General features: G+C 75.6%; 14 protein-coding genes. 12 read left to right on the forward strand and 2 right to left on the reverse strand.

Annotated elements, in window-relative coordinates; genetic code table 11:
- The first annotated feature begins 104 nt into the window (after positions 1-104).
- From KDL28_RS12985 to KDL28_RS12995, 3 genes are all read left to right on the forward strand, one after another.
- Positions 105-1,220, forward strand: coding sequence for a helix-turn-helix transcriptional regulator (locus tag KDL28_RS12985; RefSeq protein ID WP_252438181.1), 1,116 nt, complete (start codon positions 105-107; stop codon positions 1,218-1,220).
- Positions 1,169-2,773 (forward strand): benzoylformate decarboxylase, encoded by a 1,605-nt coding sequence (gene mdlC, locus KDL28_RS12990; RefSeq protein WP_252438183.1) that lies wholly within the window; start codon positions 1,169-1,171, stop codon positions 2,771-2,773. Before KDL28_RS12985 ends, mdlC begins: the two co-directional genes overlap by 52 nt.
- Before the next feature lie 147 nt (positions 2,774-2,920).
- On the forward strand, positions 2,921-4,279 hold the full coding sequence (locus tag KDL28_RS12995) for an MFS transporter (protein WP_252438185.1): 1,359 nt from the start codon (positions 2,921-2,923) through the stop codon (positions 4,277-4,279).
- Positions 4,280-4,286: 7 nt separating this feature from the next.
- Here the strand turns inward: KDL28_RS12995 and KDL28_RS13000 are convergent, their stop codons facing one another.
- Positions 4,287-5,666 carry an MFS transporter gene (locus KDL28_RS13000; protein ID WP_252438187.1) on the reverse strand — a complete coding sequence of 460 codons (1,380 nt, stop codon included), beginning with the start codon at positions 5,664-5,666 and terminating at the stop codon, positions 4,287-4,289.
- A 111-nt stretch (positions 5,667-5,777) separates the two neighbouring features.
- Between KDL28_RS13000 and hisH the strand changes: the two genes are divergently transcribed.
- The 6 genes from hisH to KDL28_RS13030 all read left to right on the forward strand — a co-directional run bounded on the left by hisH (position 5,778) and on the right by KDL28_RS13030 (position 10,739).
- The gene (gene hisH / locus KDL28_RS13005) at positions 5,778-6,413 is read left to right on the forward strand and encodes an imidazole glycerol phosphate synthase subunit HisH (protein ID WP_252438189.1); all 636 of its coding nucleotides are present in this window, start codon (positions 5,778-5,780) and stop codon (positions 6,411-6,413) included.
- A gap of 281 nt (positions 6,414-6,694) precedes the next feature.
- Complete coding sequence (gene priA, locus KDL28_RS13010; RefSeq protein WP_252438191.1) at positions 6,695-7,465, forward strand: bifunctional 1-(5-phosphoribosyl)-5-((5-phosphoribosylamino)methylideneamino)imidazole-4-carboxamide isomerase/phosphoribosylanthranilate isomerase PriA; 771 nt, start codon at positions 6,695-6,697, stop codon at positions 7,463-7,465.
- The gene (gene hisF, locus KDL28_RS13015) at positions 7,465-8,238 is read left to right on the forward strand and encodes an imidazole glycerol phosphate synthase subunit HisF (RefSeq protein ID WP_252438193.1); all 774 of its coding nucleotides are present in this window, start codon (positions 7,465-7,467) and stop codon (positions 8,236-8,238) included. The genes priA and hisF overlap by 1 nt, the downstream gene beginning before the upstream one ends.
- On the forward strand, positions 8,235-8,606 hold the full coding sequence (gene hisI, locus KDL28_RS13020; RefSeq protein WP_252438195.1) for a phosphoribosyl-AMP cyclohydrolase: 372 nt from the start codon (positions 8,235-8,237) through the stop codon (positions 8,604-8,606). The genes hisF and hisI overlap by 4 nt, the downstream gene beginning before the upstream one ends.
- 206 nt (positions 8,607-8,812) lie before the next feature.
- On the forward strand, positions 8,813-10,039 hold the full coding sequence (locus tag KDL28_RS13025) for a sensor histidine kinase (RefSeq protein WP_252438197.1): 1,227 nt from the start codon (positions 8,813-8,815) through the stop codon (positions 10,037-10,039).
- 43 nt (positions 10,040-10,082) lie between these two features.
- On the forward strand, positions 10,083-10,739 hold the full coding sequence (locus KDL28_RS13030; protein WP_252438199.1) for a response regulator: 657 nt from the start codon (positions 10,083-10,085) through the stop codon (positions 10,737-10,739).
- 71 nt (positions 10,740-10,810) lie between these two features.
- Here KDL28_RS13030 and KDL28_RS13035 read toward each other — a convergent pair whose 3' ends face one another.
- A complete protein-coding gene (locus tag KDL28_RS13035) occupies positions 10,811-11,434 on the reverse strand; it encodes a TetR/AcrR family transcriptional regulator (protein ID WP_252438201.1) in 624 nt (207 codons plus the stop codon).
- A 79-nt stretch (positions 11,435-11,513) separates the two neighbouring features.
- On the opposite strand from KDL28_RS13035, the gene KDL28_RS13040 reads away from it, so the two are divergent.
- From KDL28_RS13040 to trpC, 3 genes are read left to right on the forward strand one after another with little or no spacing between them, the layout of a single operon-like run.
- Positions 11,514-13,130, forward strand: a complete 1,617-nt coding sequence (locus tag KDL28_RS13040; RefSeq protein WP_252438202.1) for an anthranilate synthase component I — start codon at positions 11,514-11,516, stop codon at positions 13,128-13,130.
- Positions 13,127-13,741 (forward strand): Trp biosynthesis-associated membrane protein, encoded by a 615-nt coding sequence (locus KDL28_RS13045; protein ID WP_252438204.1) that lies wholly within the window; start codon positions 13,127-13,129, stop codon positions 13,739-13,741. Before KDL28_RS13040 ends, KDL28_RS13045 begins: the two co-directional genes overlap by 4 nt.
- A gap of 60 nt (positions 13,742-13,801) precedes the next feature.
- Entirely contained in the window at positions 13,802-14,626 is an 825-nt protein-coding gene (gene trpC, locus KDL28_RS13050; RefSeq protein ID WP_252438206.1) for an indole-3-glycerol phosphate synthase TrpC, read from the forward strand.
- The last annotated feature ends 46 nt before the right edge of the window (positions 14,627-14,672 follow it).

Here is a 14,672-nt window from a genome sequence, read left to right on the forward strand (position 1 = left end):
CGTGCTCCTGTCGATCGGTACGCCCGACGCTAGGAGCGCTCCACTGACAGGGAGCGTCAGCGGATCCCGGGGAGACTGTCGGGGGTGGCTGCGAGCATCCGGGGGTGCGTGCGAGCCGGCTGGTGGAGATCGTCCTGCTGCTGCAGACGCGGGGGAAGCTCACCGCGCAGCAGCTCGCCGACGCCCTCGAGGTGTCGGTGCGCACCGTCTACCGCGACATGGAGGCGCTGTCGGCGGCGGGTGTGCCGGTCTACGCCGGGGCCGGCCACTCCGGGGGCTACCAGCTCGTCGACGGCTACCGCACCCGGCTCACCGGGCTGACCACCGGCGAGGCCGAGTCGCTGTTCCTGGCCGGCCTGCCGGGCGCGGCCAGCGATCTCGGGCTGGGCGCGACGGCCGGTGCCGCCCGGCTGAAGCTGATGGCCGCGCTGCCCGAGCCGCTGCGGGGGCGGGCGGCCCGCACCGCGAGCCGCTTCCACCTCGACGCCCCGTCCTGGTACCGGGACGCGGAGGCCGCCCCGCACCTGACGGCCGTGGCCGATGCGGTGTGGAACCAGCGCCGCCTCCGGCTGCGCTACGAGCGGTGGGCAGAGCCCCGGCTGGTCGAGCCCACCGTCGAGCCCTACGGCCTGGTGCTCAAGGCGGGCCACTGGTACCTGGTGGCCGCCGAGGGCGGCAGGCACCGCACCTACCGGGTCGCCCGGATCCTCGACGCCGTCGCCGAGCCCGACCCGTTCGACCGCGACGAGTCCTTCGACCTGGCCGCGCACTGGGAGGCCTACCGGCGCGACTTCGACCAGCGGCGGCTGTCCGGACGGGCGGTGCTGCGGGTGAGCCCGGCGACGCTGGCCGCGCTGCCCGACCTCGTGGAGCCGGCCTTCCTCGCGGCCGCGCAGCGCACCGCGGTCGCGGAGGCCGACGGCTGGACGCGGGTCGAGGTCCCGGTGGAGGCGCCGGGTGCCGCCGTGGGTCAGCTGCTGCGCCTGGGGGCCGGGATCGAGGTGCTCGGGCCGCCGGAGCTGCGGGCGCGCATCGCCCGGACCGTCGCCGCGCTCGCCACCGCATACCAGGGCTCGGGCGCGGAAAACAGTGCTCCGGGCCCGTTTCCCGGGCCCGCCCCGGAGGGCACGCTGGGGGAGCCCGATCACCCCGTCGCCGTGGAGGAGCCGTGCCCACCGTCCGCGAGACCACTCATCAGCTCCTCCGCGACCGGGGGCTGACCACCGTCTTCGGCAACCCGGGGTCGAACGAGCTGCCGTTCCTGGACGGCTTCCCGGCCGACTTCCGCTACGTGCTGGGCCTGCACGAGGGCGCGGTGCTGGCGATGGCCGACGGCTACGCCCAGGCGAGCGGGCGCCCCGCGCTGGTCAACCTGCACTCGGCGGCGGGGCTGGGCAACGCGCTGGGCGTGCTGGCCAACAGCCGCGCGTCGGGGACGCCGCTGGTGGTCACCGCGGGCCAGCAGGCCCGGGCGATGGTCGGGCTCGGTTCGGTGCTGGCCGAGCCGGACATGGTCCGCGTGCCCGAGCCGCAGGTGAAGTGGGCCTACGAGCCGACCAGGGCGCAGGACGTGCCGCGGGCGCTGTCCGAGGCCGTGCACCGGGCGACGCTGCCGCCCACCGGGCCGGTGTTCGTCTCGCTGCCGCTGGACGACTGGGCCGCCGAGGTCGACCCGGACGAGGTCGCCGCGCTGCCCGCGCGGACGGTGCGCTGGGCCGGTGCGGCGTCCCCGGACCTCGTCGCCGAGTTGGTCGAGCGGCTGTCGGCGGCGGGCGCGCCGGCCGTCGTCGTCGGGCCGGAGGTCGACGACGAGCGCGCCTTCGACGTGGTCGTGCGGCTGGCCGAGCGGCTGCAGGCGCCGGTCTGGACGGCCCCGACCCCGCCGCGCTGCCCGTTCCCCACCCGCCACCCGCTCTGGCAGGGCGTGCTGCCGCCGAGCATCGCCGGGGTCGGCGAGCACCTGGCCGGCCACGACCTGGTGCTCGTCCTGGGCGCGCCGGTCTTCCGCTACCACGCCTACCGGCCCGGTCCGTGGCTGCCGGCCGGCACCGAACTGGTCGCCGTCACCTCCGACCCGGCGATCGCGGCCCGGCCGGCCTTCGGCGACGCCGTCGTGGGCGACGTCGCGGCGATCGCGGGCCAGTTGCTCGACGCGCTCGCCGGGATGCCGTCCCGGGAGCCGCGGCCGGCCCCGGCGCGCCCGGAGCCGCCCACCGCCGCCGGGTCGGCCCCGTTCCCCGCCGACACCGTGTTCGGGCTGCTCGCCGAGGCGCTGCCGGCGCACGCCCGGCTGGTCAACGAGTCGACGTCCAACACCGTCCAGTTCTGGCAGCACCTGCGGGTCGACCGCCCGCGCGGCCTGTTCTTCCCGGCCGCGGGCGGGCTCGGCTTCGGCCTGCCCGCCGCCGTCGGCGTGGCGCTGGCCGATCCCGGGCGACCGGTCGTCGCAGTGCTGGGCGACGGCGCCGTGCAGTACGGGGTGGCCGGGCTGTGGTCGGCGGTGCAGCTCGACCTGCCGGTCACCTTCCTGGTGCTGCGCAACGGCGGGTACGGCGCGCTGCGCGGCTTCCTCGCCCAGCTCGGCGTGGGCAGCGCCCCCGGCCTCGACCTGCCCGGGCTGGACGCCGTGGCCGTGGCGGCGGGGTACGGCATGCCCGCGCAGCGCATCGACACCGCCGAGGAGCTGGTCGCGGCCCTGCGCTGCACGGCGTCGACGCCCGGTCCGCGGCTGCTGGAGGTGGCGATCACCGCCGAGACCCGGGCCCTGGGCTGAGCCCGCCGGGCGCTGCGCTGAACGCGAAGGGGCCACGCGACGGATGACGTAGGTGTGAATGCGGCGGCCGGCCCACGACGCGGGCGGTCGTCGGTGCTTCAGTGATCGGGCGCAGTCGTGTCCTCCGGTGCCGAAGGAGTGCTGCCCGTGACCAGCCCGTCCGCCAAGCCGTCCGAGCCGGCCGGAACGACCGGGTCGACCGAACCGTCCAGCCCCTCCACCAGGGGCATCTTCGTCGCCAGCTTCATCGGCACGTCGATCGAGTGGTACGACTACTACATCTTCGGCACCGCCGCGGCGCTCGTCTTCGGCACCCTGTTCTACCCCGGCGCCGACCCGACCGCGGGCACCCTGGCCGCCTTCGCCACGTTCGCCGTCGGGTTCCTGGCCCGGCCGCTGGGCGCGGCGGTGATCGGGCACTTCGGCGACCGCCTCGGCCGCAAGTCGATGCTGGTGCTCACCCTGATGCTCACCGGCGGCGCGACCTTCCTCATCGGCGTGCTGCCGACCTACGCCGCGATCGGCATCGGGGCGCCCATCCTGCTGGTGGCCCTGCGACTGCTGCAGGGCTTCGGGGTCGGCGGCGAGTGGGGCGGCGCCGTGCTGATCGCCACCGAGCACGCCTCGCCGCGGCGCCGGGCCGTCTTCGGCAGCTTCGCGCAGTTCGGGGTGCCGATCGGCGTGCTCACGTCCAACCTGGCGTTCCTGGCGGTGTCCGGATTGTCCGAGGAGGACTTCCTGGCCTACGGCTGGCGCATCCCGTTCCTGATCAGCATCGTGCTGGTGGTGGTCGGGCTACTGGTGCGCAGCAGGCTGACCGACGCCCCGGAGTTCAGCCGGCTCAAGCAGGAGCAGACGGTCAGCAAGGTGCCGATCGCCGACCTGTTCCGCACGCGCCCGCTGCAGCTCGTGCTGGCCAGCCTGGCCTCCATCGCGCCGCCGGCGGTCGGCTACACCGTGATCGTCTACATGCTGAACTACGGCACCACCGTCGTCGGCTTCGCCCGCCCGACGCTGCTGACGCTCATCCTGGTCTCGACGCTGTTCTGGGTCGCGACCATCGCGGTCTCGGCGCTGGTCGCCGACCGGTACGGCGCCAAGCGCGTCTTCGTGATCGGCGCGGCCACCGCGGTGATCTGGCCGCTGCCGCTGTTCGCGCTGGTCAACACGGGCGACTGGCTGCTCGCGCTGATCGCCTTCATCGTGGCGGCCGTGGTGCAGGGGATCATGGCCGGGGCCCAGGGCGGGCTGTTCACCGAGCTCTTCGAGGTGCGCCTGCGCTACAGCGGGATCTCCATCGCCTACCAGCTGGGCGGCATGATCGGTGGGGCGGTCACCCCGATCGTGGCCACCGCGCTGTTCGGGGCCTACGGGTCGTCCATCCCGATCGCCGTCTACGTGACGGTGCTGTGCCTCGTCAGCCTGGTGTCGGTGATCGCCATCCAGGTGCACCCCACCGACTCGACCGGGGGCGCCCGTCCGGTGCCCGACGCGGCCACCGGCTGAGCGGGCGTCAGGCCCTGGCCCGGCCGGCCGCGAGCACGGCCAGGCCCGCGACCACGGCGGCGATCGCCGTCGTGGCCGCGAAGGCGACCGCCCCGGACCCGATGAGCGCGGCGAACACCGCGCCGGACACCGCCAGCACCACCGCGGAGAACAGCGCGTCGGCGATCTGCAGCGACGCGCTGTTCGTGCCCTGCTCCGCGGGAGCCGACAGCTCCAGCAGCAGCACGGACAGCGTCGGGTAGGCCATGCCCATGCCCAGCCCGGCGACCAGCCAGCCGAGCACGGCGACCGCCAGCGGCACCACCGGGACCAGCGCCGACCCGGTCAGCAGCACGCCGACGGCGATGGCCGCCGTGCCGCCGCGCAGCATCGTCGTCCGCGACGGGGCGCGGTCGCGGCCCTGCAGCCAGGAGCCCGCCGTCCAGCTGAGGGCGGCGCCGGTGAGCACCAGCCCGGCCAGTGTCGGGGACAGCCCGCGCTGCTGGGCCAGCAGCAGCGGCAGGAACGCCTCGGCGCCGAAGAACGCGGCCGCGCACAGCCCTCGCAGCGCGATCACCGCGGGCAGCCCGCGTCGGGCCAGCAGGGCCCCGGCGGGCAGCAGGCGCGGGCCGGCCAGCGCGACCGCGACCAGGGCCACCGCACCGACGACCCCCGCGAGGGCGCCGTCGAGCTGGCCGGCCTGGTGCAGCCCGGCGGCCCCGACCGCGGCCAGCAGCGCCCACAGCACCCGCCGGGCCGGGCGCGACGTCCGGTCGGGGGCCGGTCCGTCGTCGACGGCGTCGGCGCGCAGCCTGCGCAGCGCGGGCTCGACCATCGTCGCGGCCGGCACCGCCAGCACCGCGGCCAGTGCGAACACCCACCGCCAGCCGATCGTCTCGACCAGCAGCCCGGCCACCGGCGGCCCGACGACCGCGGGCAGCACCCACGCCGCCGCGAACGCCGCGAAGATCCGTGGGCGCAGCGCCGGGTGCACGGCCCGGGCCACGACGACGTAGAGGGCCACCGAGAACAGCCCGGAGCCCAACCCCTGCACGGCCCGCCCGGCGGCGAGCGCGGCCATGGTCGGGGCGGTCGAGGCGAGCAGTAGGCCGATCACGAACGCGGCCACCCCGACCCGCATCGGCGCGGCCGGTCCGTGTGCGTCCGACCACACCCCGGACAGCACCATCCCGACCACGCTGGTGGCCAGCGGCAGCCCGAACGCCAGCGCGTACCCGGAGATCCCGTCCAGCGCGGCGGCCGCCGTCGGCATCGCCGTCGCGACCGCCATCGCCTCGAACGCGGCCAGGCTGACCAGGGCGACCGAGCCGATCGTGAGGGTGCGCAGGGTGGGCGCGAGCAGCCCCCGGGGTGGGGTGGACGGGGGTGCGCCGGCGAGCTCGGTCATCGCACCAGCGTGCAACCTCGACCCGCGTCGAGGTCAATCCGGTAGCCGGCCGGGGCGCGCGGCGCGGCCGCGACCAAGATCGACCCGATCCGCCTCGGTTATCCTCGGGGTATGTCGCGGATCGTCGTGCTCGACTACGGGTCGGGCAACCTCCGCTCGGCGGAACGGGCGCTGCAGCGCGTCGGTGCCGACGTCACGGTCACCGCGGACCGCCACGCCGCACTGGAGGCCGACGGGCTGGTCGTGCCCGGCGTGGGCGCCTACGCGGCGTGCATGGCCGGGCTGCGCGCGGTGGACGGCCACCGCATCATCGAGCGCAGGCTGGCCGGCGGCCGTCCGGTGCTGGGCATCTGCGTGGGCATGCAGGTCCTGTTCGAGCTGGGCGTCGAGTGGGGGGAGCGCACCGAGGGCTGCGGCCAGTGGCCGGGCACGGTGGAGAAGCTCAAGGCCGACGTGCTGCCGCACATGGGCTGGAACACCCTGCGCGTCCCCACCGGCTCCACGCTGTTCGCCGGCCTCGACGCCGACACCCGGTTCTACTTCGTGCACTCCTTCGGCGTGCGGCACTGGACGCTCGAGGAGTCCGAGGTGCTGCGCCCGCCGCTGGTCACGTGGGCCCACCACGGCGAGGACTTCGTGGCGGCGGTGGAGAACGGGGCGCTGGCGGCCACGCAGTTCCACCCCGAGAAGTCCGGCGACGCCGGCGCCGCCGTGCTGCGCAACTGGCTGCGCGACGTCGTCGGCTGAGCGGTCCGGGCGCCGCTGAGCGCGTCCGGAACTCCTTGCTCGGCAGGTCGTAGCGCAGCTGAGCACCGCGACCGCCCCGCCGCGCCCGGGCCAGCCCATCGGCGCCTCCGTGTTCACGGCGAACAGGTGCTCGACGACGACGTCGTCGGTGCGCTCGGCCGGCCGAAGGCCGCGACGCCGATCGCCACCACCAGCAGGTCGAGCCCGCGCCGACGGCACGTCCGGGGCGGAAGGCTGACGCAGCGGTCAGCCGCCGATCGGGCTCGGTAGGCTCACTCACCGTGAGTTTCACCCTGCTGCCCGCCGTCGACGTCGCCGCCGGCCAGGCCGTGCGCCTGGTCCAGGGCGAGGCCGGCACCGAGACCGGATACGGCGAACCCCGCGAGGCCGCGCTGGCCTGGCAGCGCGACGGCGCCGAGTGGATCCACCTGGTCGACCTCGACGCCGCGTTCGGGCGCGGGTCCAACGCCGAACTGCTGGCCGGGGTCGTCGGCGAGCTGGACGTGAAGGTGGAGCTGTCCGGAGGCATCCGCGACGACGCCTCCCTGCAGCGCGCCCTGGCCACCGGCTGCGCCCGGGTCAACCTGGGCACGGCGGCGCTGGAGGACCCCGAGTGGTGCGCCCGCGCGATCGCCGAGCACGGCGAGCGCGTCGCCGTCGGGCTCGACGTGCGCATCACCGACCAGGGCCACCGGCTGGCCGCGCGCGGCTGGACCACCGACGGCGGCGACCTGTGGGAGACCCTGGAACGCCTCGACCGCGACGGCTGCGTCCGCTACGTCGTCACCGACGTCAGCAAGGACGGCACCCTGCGCGGTCCGAACGTCGAGCTGCTCACCGAGGTCGCCCGCCGCACCCCGGCGCCGGTGATCGCCTCCGGCGGCATCTCCCGGATCGCCGACCTGGTCGCGCTGGCCGAGGCCGCCGCGGGCGGGGCGAACATCGAGGGCTCGATCGTGGGCAAGGCGCTCTACGCCGGGCGGTTCACCCTGCCCGAGGCGCTGGAGGCCGTGCGCGCGGTCGACGTCGCGGCCGGACGGGCGGCCGGCTGATGGCCGTCGCGGTCCGGGTGATCCCCTGCCTGGACGTCGACGCCGGACGGGTGGTCAAGGGCGTCAACTTCACCGACCTGCGCGACGCGGGCGACCCGGTGGAGATGGCCAGGGTCTACGACGCCGAGGGCGCGGACGAGCTGACCTTCCTCGACGTCACGGCGTCCTCGAGCGGGCGCGACACCATGCTCGACGTGGTCCGGCGCACCGCCGACCAGGTGTTCATCCCGCTCACCGTGGGCGGCGGCATCCGCACCACCGACGACATCGACGCGCTGCTGCGCGCGGGCGCCGACAAGACCGGCATCAACACCGCCGCCATCGCCCGGCCCGAGCTGCTCGCCGAGGCCAGCCGCCGGTTCGGCTCGCAGTGCATCGTGCTGTCGGTCGACGCGCGCAAGGTGCCCGAGGGCGGCGAGCCCACGCCGTCGGGCTGGGAGGTCACCACCCACGGCGGCCGCCGCGGCACCGGCATCGACGCCGTCGAGTGGGCGGCGCGCGGCCAGGAGCTCGGGGCCGGGGAGATCCTGCTGAACTCGATGGACGCCGACGGCACCCAGGCCGGCTTCGACCTGGAGATGATCACGGCGGTGCGCGCCGTCGTGGACATCCCGGTGATCGCCAGCGGCGGGGCGGGCACGGTCGAGCACTTCCCGCCCGCGGTGCGGGCGGGGGCCGACGCGGTGCTCGCGGCCAGTGTGTTCCACTTCGGACTGATCCGGATCGGCGAGGTCAAGGCCGTCCTGCGGGACGCGCGGCTGGAGGTCAGATGAGCGCTCGCGTGGAGGTCTCGCAGCTGGACCCGCAGATCGCCGCGCGGCTGCGGCGCACGCCCGACGGGCTGGTGTGCGCGGTGACCCAGCAGCGCGGCACCGGTGAGGTCCTGATGGTCGCCTGGATGGACGACGAGGCCCTGCACCGCACGCTGACCAGCGGCCGGGCCACGTACTGGTCGCGCAGCCGCCAGGAGTACTGGGTCAAGGGCGACACCTCGGGCAACACGCAGGCGGTGCACGAGGTCCGGCTGGACTGCGACGGCGACGCCCTGCTCGTCGTGGTCGACCAGCAGGGCGCGGCCTGCCACACCGGCACCCGCACCTGCTTCGACGCCGACGTCCTGCTCGCCGCCCCCACCCCCTGACGCCCAACCCCTGGCACCCACCCCCTGGCACCCACCCTCCGTTCCCAGGTTCAGGAAGGCCACCTTCATGAACCCCGCGCGTCAGGAAGGTGGCTTTCCTGTCCTGTGGGGACCTGAAGGTGGCCTTCCTGAACCCCGGTCGGTGGGCGAGGGGACTCCCTCGCGCGGGGGAGCCGCGGGGCGGGCGGGTTTGCGACGATCGGGGCGTGCTCCGGTCGATCCTCGCCCCGCTGCGGGCCGGGCTGACCTACCGCCGGGCGGTGCACCTGCTGCTGGGGGCCGTGCTGCTGCTGCCCTACCTGGCGCTGGGCGTGCTGTTCGCCTCCGCGCTCGGGCAGGGCGGGGCCGATCCGGTGTCGTTGGGGCTGCTGATGGTGCTGGCGGTCGGGGCGGCGGTGGGGGTGGCGCTGGTGCCGGGGGTGCGGGCGCTGGAGATCACCGCGGCGCGGGCGCTGCTGGGGGCCGAGGTGCCCGAGCCCGACCCGGCCACCGAGGACGCCTGGCCCGCCCGCCGTCGGGCCGCGGCGTGGCTGCTGGTCAACATGGCGGTCGGCGGGGTGGCCGGGCTGCTGGTGTTCTTCGTCCTGCCGTCGACGGTGGGGCTGCTGCTCGCGCCGTGGCTCACGATGTCGCCGCTGCCCTCCGGGTGGGCCGTGGCGTGGGCGCCGTTCGTGGCGCTGGCGCTGCCGGTGCTGCTGCTGCACGCGGTGTCGGCGGGCGGGGCGGTGCTGGCCCGGCTGGCCCCGCGGCTGCTCGGGCCCTCCGAGGCCGAGCGGCTGGTCGTCGAGCTGGACCGGGTGCGGGCGGCCGAGCGGCGGATGGCCGAGCGCAACCGGCTCGCCCGCGAGCTGCACGACTCGGTCGGGCACGCGCTCACCGTGACGACCCTGCAGGCCGGCGCGGCGGCGCGGGTGCTCGACAGCGACCCGGCGTTCGTCGCCCGCGCGCTGGAGGCGATCGCCGAGGCCGGTCGCACCGCGCTGGACGAGCTCGACCACGTCCTCGCGCTGCTCCGCGACGGCGCCACCGAGGACACCCGCTCCCCGCAGCCCGACCTCGGCGACCTCGACGGCCTGCTCGAGGGCACCCGCTCGGCCGGGGTCGTGGTCACCGCGCGGGTGCGGGGCGACGTCTCGGCCGTGCCGGCCGTGGTGTCGCGCGAGGCGTTCCGGATCGTGCAGGAGGGCGTGACGAACGCGCTGCGCCACGCCGGGCGGGTGCCCGTCCAGGTGCGGGTCGACGTCGGGGCCGACCGGCTCGAGCTGGAGCTGACCAACCCGCTCGGCCCGGCGGCGCCGCGCGCGGGTCGCGGCGGGCGCGGCCTGGCCGGGATGCGCGAGCGGGTCGGGGTGCTGGGCGGCGAGCTCACCGCGGGACCGGAGGCCGACGGTTGGCGTGTCGCGGTGCGGCTGCCCCTCGGCGGCCCGCAATGATCGACGACGTGTTCGGGGAGCGGCTGTGTCCGGGGGATCGGCTGTGATCGGTGTGCTGCTGGTCGACGACGAGGAGCTGGTGCGCACCGGACTGCGGGCGATCATCGACGCGGAACCGGACATGCGGGTGCTCGGCGAGGCCGAGGACGGCGCCGAGGTACCCGGCCTGGTGCGCAGGCTGCGCCCGGACGTCGTGCTGATGGACGTGCGGATGCCCGACGTCGACGGCATCGCCACCACCCGGCACCTCACCACGGCGCTGGACGACCCGCCGCGCGTGCTGGTGCTGACCACCTTCGGCAACGACGGCTACGTCTACGACGCGCTGCAGGCGGGCGCGACCGGCTTCCTGCTCAAGCGGGCGCGGCCGGTCGAGATCGTGCGCGCGGTGCGCACGGTGGCCGTGGGCGACTCGCTGCTGTTCCCGGCCGCGGTGCGCGACCTGGTCTCGACGCGGGGGCAGCGGCGGGGCGACGCGCTGCGCGGGGCGGGGCTCACCGAGCGGGAGGGCGAGGTGCTGCGCTGGATGGCCCGCGGGCTGTCCAACGCCGAGATCGCCCGGGAGCTGGTGGTCGGGGTGGAGACGATCAAGACCCACGTGGGGAACGTGCTGGCCAAGCTCGGCGCGCGCGACCGCACCCAGGCCGTCGTCGCGGCCTACGAGTCGGGCTTCATCGACCCGGACCGCCCCGACCCCTGACCGTCGAGAACGAACTCGTCGCCGTTCTGGACCGGTCCAACCGACGACAGGTTCGTGCTCGACGGGGGCGGTCAGGGGGCGGGGGCGTCGAGATCGCCGGTGAGGTAGCGCTGCAGGTTCGGCGCGACGGCGGCGACGACGGTGGCGTGGTCGGCGGAGGCCAGCGGCTCGAGCCGCAGCACGTAGCGGACCATCCCGAGGCCGATGAGCTGGGTGCCGGCCAGCGCGGCCCGCAGCTCGTACCGGTCGGGGGCGACCTGCTCGACCACCCGTTTGAGGATCACCCGGGAGACGAACTCGCGCATCATCCGCGCCGCCGCCTCGTGCGCGGCGATGCTGCGCACGAGGGTGACCATCTGCCCCCCGCCCGAGGTGTCCCACAGCTGCAGGAAGCGCGGCACGATCCGCCAGGCGATGGCCTCCGGCGGGCCGGGCAGCACGTCGTTGATCAGCGCGGCCGGGTCGACCGGGATGTTCAGGGAGGCGGTGAACAGCGCCTCCTTGCCGCCGAACCAGTGGTTGACCATCGCCGCGTCGACGCCGGCCCGCTCGGCGATGGCCCGCACGGTGGCGCCGTCGAAGCCGCGCTCGGCGAACTCGGCGCGGGCCGCGTCGAGCAGCTGGGCGCGGGTGTCGGCACCGCCGGGTCGGCGTCCGCGGCGCCGACCCGGCCGGGACTGCTCGGGGGCGGCCATGGTCGTCATTGTCCCGCATCACCACGGTCCCGCAGCCGTGCCCCGACCGTGCGACGGGCGAGCTTGCGACAATGTCGCCATGACCGCCACCGCGCCTGCCGGCGCACTCGGAACGGTCGCCCCCAGTCGCGAGGAGTTCCGCGAGCTCGCCGCGGGGCACCGGGTGATCCCGGTGACCCGCAGGCTGCTCGCCGACGACGAGACCCCCGTCGGGGTCTACCGCAAGCTGGCCGGCGACCGGCACGGCACCTTCCTGTTGGAGTCGGCGGAGAACGGCCGGTCGTGGTCGCGCTGGTCGTTCGTGGGCGCCCGCAGCGCCGCCGCGCTGACCGCGGTGGACGGGCAGCTCACCTGGACCGGCGACGTGCCCGCCGGGTTGCCGACCGACGGCGACCCGCTGGCCGCGCTGCGCTTCTGCCTGCAGGAGCTGCACAGCGAGCCGCTGCCCGGGCTGCCCCCGCTGACCGGCGGCATGGTCGGCTACCTCGGCTACGACGTCGTGCGCAGGCTGGAGCGGCTGCCCGAGCTGGCCGCCGACGACCTGCGCCTGCCCGAGCTGATCATGCTGCTCGCCACCGACCTGGCCGCGGTCGACCACCACGAGGGCACCATCACGCTGATCGCCAACGCGATCAACTGGGACGCCAGCGACGAGCGCGTCGACGAGGCCTACGACGACGCGGTGGCCCGGCTCGACCGGATGACGGCCGAGCTGGCCGCGCCGGCGCCCGCCACGATCGCGGTCTACCGGCCCGCCGAGCCGCAGTTCACCCGCCGCCGCTCGTCGCCGGAGCACCACGCGGCGGTGGAGGCGGCCAAGGAGCAGATCCGCGCGGGCGAGGCCTTCCAGGTCGTGGTGTCGCAGCGGTTCGAGATGGAGTGCGACTCCGACCCGCTCGACGTCTACCGGGTCCTGCGGGCCACCAACCCCAGCCCGTACATGTACCTGCTGCGGCTGGAGCCCGCGGTGGGCGAGCGGTTCGCCATCGTCGGGTCGAGCCCGGAGGCGCTGGTCACCGTCCAGGACGGGGTAGTGACCACGCACCCGATCGCCGGGACGCGCTGGCGCGGGGCCACCGAGGAGGAGGACCTGCTGCTGGAGAAGGACCTGCGCACCGACGAGAAGGAGCGCGCCGAGCACGTCATGCTCGTCGACCTGGGGCGCAACGACCTCGGCCGGGTGTGCGAGCCGGGCACGGTCAAGGTGCACAACTTCTTCTCCGTCGAGCGCTACAGCCACGTGATGCACCTGGTCTCGACGGTCACCGGCGTGCTGCGCGCCGACCGCACCGCCTACGACGCGGTCACCGCCTGCTTCCCGGCCGGGACCCTGTCCGGGGCGCCGAAGCCGCGCGCCATGGAGATCATCGAGGAGCTCGAGCCCACCCGCCGCGGGCTCTACGGCGGCATCGTCGGCTACCTCGACTTCGCCGGCAACGCCGACACGGCCATCGCGATCCGCACCGCGCTCGTCCGCGGCGGCGTGGCGTACGTGCAAGCCGGTGGCGGCATCGTGGCCGACTCCGACCCGTGGGCCGAGGACGCCGAGTGCCTGAACAAGGCCCGCGCGGTGCTCTCGGCGGTGGCCACGGCGGCCACGCTGGACGTGCCCGCCGCCGCGGGCCGCCCCGCGCCGCCCTCGCTGTCGCCCGACGGGCACCAACGGGCGGGTGCCGTCGGGTCGCCGCCGGCGTGACCGCCCCGCCCTCACCCCGGGCGCTGGTCGCGGTCTGCGCGGCGCTGGCGCTGGCCGCGGCGGCGCTGGCCGGGTCCTCGGCGCTCACCTGGGCGGAGGTCAGCCCGCCCGGACGGGCGGCGGTGCCGCTGTCGGGGGGCATGCTGGCCCCGTCACTCACCGGGATGGCGCTGCTGGCGCTGGGCGGCATCGCCAGTGCGGTGGCGATGTCGGGTCTGCTGCGCCGGATCCTCGGGGTCCTGCTCGTCGGGGCGGCCGTCGTCGTCGGGCTGGCGGTGGTGCCGGTGCTCGTCGGCGACCCGGTGGCGGCGGCCGGTGGGGCGAGCCTGCCGGGCGGGGCGCCGGTCGCCGACCTGGCCGGGCTGCCCGTGACCGCGACGCCCGCTCCCGCGCTCGCCGCGGCCGGGGCGCTGCTGCTGGTGGGGGTCGGGATCTTCATACTGCTGCGGGAACCGCGGCTGCCCCGCTTCGGGGCCCGGTACGCCACGGGTGGACGAGCCGACCCGGCCCGCGACCCCGACCGGCGCGCCTGGGACGACCTCGACGAGGGCCGCGACCCCACGACCGGGGGCGGTCCCGCGGGCCGCACCGGCAGGGTGGACGATCCCTGAAGTGGGCCGACGTCTAGCATGGCTGCGGCCCGGCCCAATCGGAAAGGGGGACCAGCTGCCATGGAGAACGGCAGGGGCAGCGTCCTCGATTCCATCGTGGACGGTGTCAGGGCGGACCTCGCCGTGCGCGAGGCGGAGGTCGACTTCGCGGAGATCAAGCGCCGCGCCGCCGCGGCACCGCCGCCGAAGGACGTGATGGCGGCGCTGCGCGCCCCCGGCATCGGCGTGATCGCCGAGGTCAAGCGGCGCAGCCCGTCCAAGGGCGATCTCGCGCCGATCGCCGACCCGGCCCAGCTGGCGGCCACCTACGCCGAGGGCGGCGCCCGCGTCATCAGCGTGCTCACCGAGCAGCGCCGGTTCGGCGGGTCGCTGGCCGACCTCGCCGCCGTCCGCGCCGCGGTGGACGTGCCGGTGCTGCGCAAGGACTTCGTCGTCACCCCCTACCAGGTGCACGAGGCGCGCGCGTTCGGCGCCGACCTGGTGCTGCTGATCGTCGCGGCCCTGGAGCAGAACGTGCTGCTCGCGCTGCTCGACCGGGTCGAGTCGCTGGGGATGACGGCGCTGATCGAGGTGCACACCGAGGAGGAGTGCGACCGCGCCCTGGAGGCGGGCGCCCGGCTGATCGGGATCAACGCGCGCAACCTGCACACCCTGGAGGTCGACCGGAGCATCTTCGGTCGGATGGCCCCGGGCCTGCCCACCGACGTGCTGCGGGTGGCCGAGTCGGGCGTGCGCGGACCGGGCGACCTGCTCACCTACGCGGGGTGGGGGGCCGACGCCGTGCTCGTCGGCGAGGGCCTGGTCACCAGCGGCGACCCGAAGGCCGCGGTCCGCAGCCTGGTCGCGGCCGGTTTCCACCCGTCCTGCTCGCGGGCGGTCCGGTGAGCTCCGCCGTTCGTTGACACCGCGGGCGGCCGAATCGGATGGCGGC

Origin of the sequence: Pseudonocardia humida (genome assembly GCF_023898865.1) — a bacterium.
GTDB classification, from domain to species: Bacteria; Actinomycetota; Actinomycetes; order Mycobacteriales; family Pseudonocardiaceae; genus Pseudonocardia; species Pseudonocardia humida.